The sequence below is a fragment of the Bacteroides faecichinchillae JCM 17102 genome (assembly GCF_000614145.1).
GTDB lineage: Bacteria > Bacteroidota > Bacteroidia > Bacteroidales > Bacteroidaceae > Bacteroides > Bacteroides faecichinchillae.
In genome coordinates this window covers 1-4,761 of record NZ_BAKK01000088.1, presented here as the reverse complement: position 1 = coordinate 4,761, position 4,761 = coordinate 1, and the positions used below count along the sequence as shown (strand labels likewise).

The following is a 4,761-nucleotide window of genomic DNA, read 5'->3' as shown; positions in this document are numbered from 1 at the left end:
GTCAATCGTCACATCGGAAACAGGATCATTCAGGTTGCCGGACTGCTGGCCCTCTACTACAAAGTAATAGACACCGGGAGTTAATCCGAAAGCTTTATAAGCGCGAGAATTGTATTCCCACCTCTTACCGGCATCATCCAGCAACATAACATTGGTCCAACAGCGGTCAGGACGGGTTATCTTGAACTTTACCGTCATTGAATTAGTCAGCGTAATCCGGTAAAAGATCTCTTTAACGCCAAGGTAAGGAGGATAATCCACATCCCAGTAAAAATCATCCCCGAAATCCCCTGTATACCGGCTATCGGTAAATGTAAAAGGGCTGTCATGCGTGCCGATGTCAATGGCTGTGTCCATACGGTGCTGATAAGTCGGTTGCCCGAACATCACCGCCGAGAACAAACCAAACAATAAGATACAAATATATTTTTTCATATGTTTCTTCTTTTGTTAAGTTCTGTTATTGTATTTCATTTCTTGTGTTATTTCCCCAAACGGTAGATATACTGTTGCAGCATCACCTTCTGTAAATCGGGATCCACGTAATAGCTGTCTGTCAAGCGGTTATAATGGTCATACTCAAAACGAGTCACCACACCGTTCGGGTCTGTCACTCCGGTAAGCCCCTGCACCGGATCGTAATCGTAGAGCGTCACCCTGGCACCCGGAAGTCCGTTCCGAAGAGAAGCGATTTTGCTCAGGATATCATCCGAAGGTTCCACAAAGCCCGACCAGGCATCCAACACACTCGTATCTGTCGCCGAGTAACCCATTCCCGCCAACACCTCATCGCGGGTGGCATTTTCGATCTTAGCGATCGGAAAACGGTTAAGATAGCCCCACAGGAAAGTGACGGGAGTGCCATCCTTACCTTTAATTTCAGCCACATTATTGTGACCGTCATAAGCCGTATAAACCACTTCGTCACGAAAGTCGGACATCCGGTCCGTCTTGCTGCGGATACGTTCCGGGAAACAAGTACCATCCTTGAACAGGATACGGTTTTCACGTGAATGCCCGCCTTCACTATGCTTGTGATACGAAAGGACAGCAGGAAAACCACTCAGGTACTCATATTCATCCGTAACACCGGTGCCATTACTATTGGCTGTTTCCACCTTTCCGGGTTCCAGCGAAGCTCCCGGATTGGAAAAATCGATGTTGTACGAATACTCCTTCGTCGTCACAAGGCTGTCACGACGTCCGCCGGCCGAATAATATTCGGTTGTTTTTTCCTTGCCGAGCACACAGTAGTTGGTCACATCCAGGAAAAACTCAGTCTGTACCTTTGCATTCTCATCACCAGGCGTATAATAATTACCGGAGACAAAAAACTCCTTGCCGTTGAGCGTACTTGTATTCATGTATTTGCGATAACTGTCGGTACCAATCGAAATCAGCCGTACCGGAAGGTCGACAAAAACGCTCCCGTTGGAAGAGACCCTGGTATTTTCATAATCCGTACGTGAAACCAGTTCATCCTTCCTGAAACAATTCTTACGGATCAAGCGCCCGTAAACCTGATAACTATCGGAAGGGTGTCTGGACAGGTCATCCGAAGGTTCCTGCGGATGAGCGGGGAAAGGACGGAACAGTTTGCGCAGCTCTGTCTCCGGCTTGTTTTGCAGAAACTGCTTAACCATATCGGTCTGCCCGTCATACCAACTCAGCACTCCCTCATAATTGTGCAGCTTCACATGATAATAGTAATCCGTACGGATAGGCTCCATCTCCTCTCCGCTGATTTCTTCGCGGACAATATTATACATCACCGCACTTCCGTTGTTGAACGTAATGTTGGAGTGGGGCATGGAACGATACGTGGTCAGGTACTCAAACCAGGCATTGTTACTCGAATCATCTGCAAAATTACTCATGCCCGAGCAATAATCCCGCTCGCTGACAATATGCTTGATGGCACCGCCACCCCAGATCGGTTCATAACCGGCATTATTCACCTGAGTCAGTCCATACCGGTACGATTTAATCGTACGGCGGCCGGTATGCGGATCCCTGGTAACAATACTCTTTACACGCAGCCCGCCGACCGGATGGAGATAATTACGGTAATTGGCCGAGCGGCTGGGGTCGCGGAACCCACCGTAATTCCCTTCATACTCGAAAGTCGTCTGTATCCCTTGCGGGTCGGTAATACGGCTGAGAATACCGGTTGCAGCCCACCCGGCATTCGCTTCCCGGTTCCTGCCCGAATGCTCAAGAATGGTTTCCAGTGTTTTGCCTATTCCGTTGGGCACATACACTTTTCTGCGGAAACTGGGAATATTCCTTTCGTCTTCGGTGGTGGTGTTGGCACCGTTGCAGAACCCCCAGTGGTCTACCGCTACGGTATAGATGGAAGGGACACTATAAATATTATTATAATGAAATGCATACACCTTTGTTTCCACTCCGGGAGCCGAGACACGCACCGAGTCGAGTTTGGTCAGAGAAGTGGAACTGTTGTAAAGGCTGATAAAGAACTCGATGGAACGGATCGTCTCACCCCGGGCATTGGTCACATCCATACGGTCGTAAGCGTCCGTAGCGGTCACATCGGAGCCGACTGTCCTGTAAGAGACCGAAAAGGTGTTACCGAAATAATTAATCCTGCTCAGACGTGCCTCTTCGCCACGCCCGCCCAGAAAAGAACCGCTCGTAGGATAATGCACGCCGGCCTGCGCCTCCGAAAGAGGAGTGAGCTTGGCGTTATAAGGCAACACGTAGCCCTCAGTGTCGATGCGGTAGTGTTTGTTGGGCTTTCCGGGCACCAACTTTGAGAAGACGATCTTAGGGGCACCATTCTGGATGTCATTAATGATGATCCGGCTGTCCATGTTAAAATAAGCGCCCGCATGCAGCCGCGTTCGAGTCGTGGTATATTCAAAGGTGACCGGATGACCGGTTTGACGCGGAGAACGGATAGCCGTACACATCCAGCGGGTGATAATATCGTCCGCTTTCTCGTTCACGCCGTCAAACTCGTATTTCACACCGTTGCCGTCTGTGATATCCATGCGTGTTCCATGGTAGCGGACGTCATCATTGGTCAGGGGGATACAACGCATGGGGCTGAACGACTCCAGGAAATACCCGCTTCCGCCACCATGGGGAAGCTTGTAGACAAACTTGTCCGGTTGCGTGTCATATTGGTTGTCCACCTGGGCGTTATAATACCTCAGTCGCTCCACCTTATCTGTCGGGACCGGACTGTTCCGGGTGTTGAACCAGCCGTATGTGTCGCTGTCCGCGAGGCCTTTGACCTCCCGCATGATGGAAGGTTCCAGGTTCAGTGTCCACCCCGTACCGGCAAGCCCGCTGCGTTCTTTGGGTTTCAGGCCCGAGGCATGGTAGGACAGGGAGACTGGAATGGTGATGTCTCCCGCTACGATTTCATACAGGGGGATGATGATGTTGGGAACTCCCGTACAATAGTCTACCGGGTAGGACCGGTACTTTTCCATCGCGGCAGCCTCCGGTGATACGGGTACGATACGGGGAACGTCCAGGCTGATCTCATGAGGTTGTTGCGCGTGTATTCCCGGTAGCGGAAAACAGGCGAGTAAAAGTATCAGGGGGAACTTTCTGTTTATGCCGGTTATCCGGTTTATCCAGTTAATCCTGTTTATCCTGTTTTTAGAATGGATCGTATTAAAAATATTCATTATTGTCTTGATTTAAATGGGTTAAGTAGTTTATTGGTTAATAAAATAGTGGTAGACAATCCCCCGGTAGAACCAGGTTCTTATCCGCAGGGGAGTGTACCGGTGTTTGTGTACCGAAGCTGTTCACAAGATTCGTTGATAGAATCTGTCTACAAACGCTACAGGTTCATTGCATTGCCTCCCAGTGCGCCGAGCACTGCTGAAGCCACAGCGATAATCGCTTTGAGGATGATATCCCAGGCTGATTTCTTTATTGCCATCATTTTCCCACCTCCTTTCCGGGGATTTTAATTGGTTTTATCGGTTTTATTATGCTCCTAAAAATCGTTTTCAATTGACTGGATATTATCTTATGATTAATTTTCAATCGGTCGTCGATCCACTCTTGTTCAGTTCCGGATTTGCTCTTTCGTTGCAAAAACAATATGTTCCGACCGTTCAAATAGAGCGTACGACTCCCCTTCATAGTAAGATTGCTTACTACGATCAACTTGATTATTAGTAAGTTAGCTGACAATTGCTAGCCATTGAAATGCCTCATTGGATGCGGTGGAGAATGACAAGGGGACGTGTAAGGGTCGCGTCCATTGGAGAATTCGCTGGTACGCAGTGGAGCTTTCTCGTTTACCCGCATATCCTGAACTTGCGGCGCCTCAGGTTCACTCTTGCCGGAATGATCGGTTGATTGCAGCCGGTCTGCATTGTCTCTCAGGACATAATGATTCGATGTTATATCGGGATTTAATTTGTTCATTGGTATATTATCTTTTTAGTTTCACAAAAGGATTTTAATGTTCAATTCTTTACTACTTGCTTGATCCCTTGTAATCCAAGATTATCGGCAGATTGTTTCGAGCTGTAAGAAATGAAACGCTTCTAGATGGTATTACTAAAATATCAGAGAATCTTTCGATGGCCATACTCCTTTTTAATGTTTTTTAGTTTATTGTATAAGGTTAGTATTATCACCTGAAAAGTAATACCGGAATAATTCCGGTAAGTACTATGAAAAAGTATTGTATAGTTTATATTCATAATCCTGTCTCCTTTCAATAAGATATTAATTAAATGTTAGCAAAATAAGTTGTAAAAACTACAT

Annotated in this window: 4 protein-coding genes; 1 reads left to right on the top strand and 3 read right to left on the bottom strand. The window is 47.4% G+C overall.

Annotated features, from left to right (window positions below; translation table 11 throughout):
• Both JCM17102_RS25240 and JCM17102_RS30800 read right to left on the bottom strand, forming a co-directional pair.
• Window positions 1-435: hypothetical protein (locus JCM17102_RS25240; RefSeq protein ID WP_033887208.1), on the bottom strand; the 435-nt coding region annotated here is incomplete at its 3' end.
• A gap of 47 nt (window positions 436-482) precedes the next feature.
• On the bottom strand, window positions 483-2,429 hold the full coding sequence (locus JCM17102_RS30800; RefSeq protein WP_159106367.1) for an RHS repeat domain-containing protein: 1,947 nt from the start codon (window positions 2,427-2,429) through the stop codon (window positions 483-485).
• 915 nt (window positions 2,430-3,344) lie between these two features.
• Between JCM17102_RS30800 and JCM17102_RS32100 the strand changes: the two genes are divergently transcribed.
• On the top strand, window positions 3,345-3,479 hold the full coding sequence (locus JCM17102_RS32100) for a hypothetical protein (RefSeq protein WP_262481132.1): 135 nt from the start codon (window positions 3,345-3,347) through the stop codon (window positions 3,477-3,479).
• A 341-nt stretch (window positions 3,480-3,820) separates the two neighbouring features.
• Here JCM17102_RS32100 and JCM17102_RS30795 read toward each other — a convergent pair whose 3' ends face one another.
• Window positions 3,821-3,922: a smalltalk protein gene (locus tag JCM17102_RS30795; protein WP_373278916.1), complete on the bottom strand. Its 102-nt coding sequence runs from the start codon at window positions 3,920-3,922 to the stop codon at window positions 3,821-3,823.
• Between the last annotated feature and the right edge of the window lie 839 nt (window positions 3,923-4,761).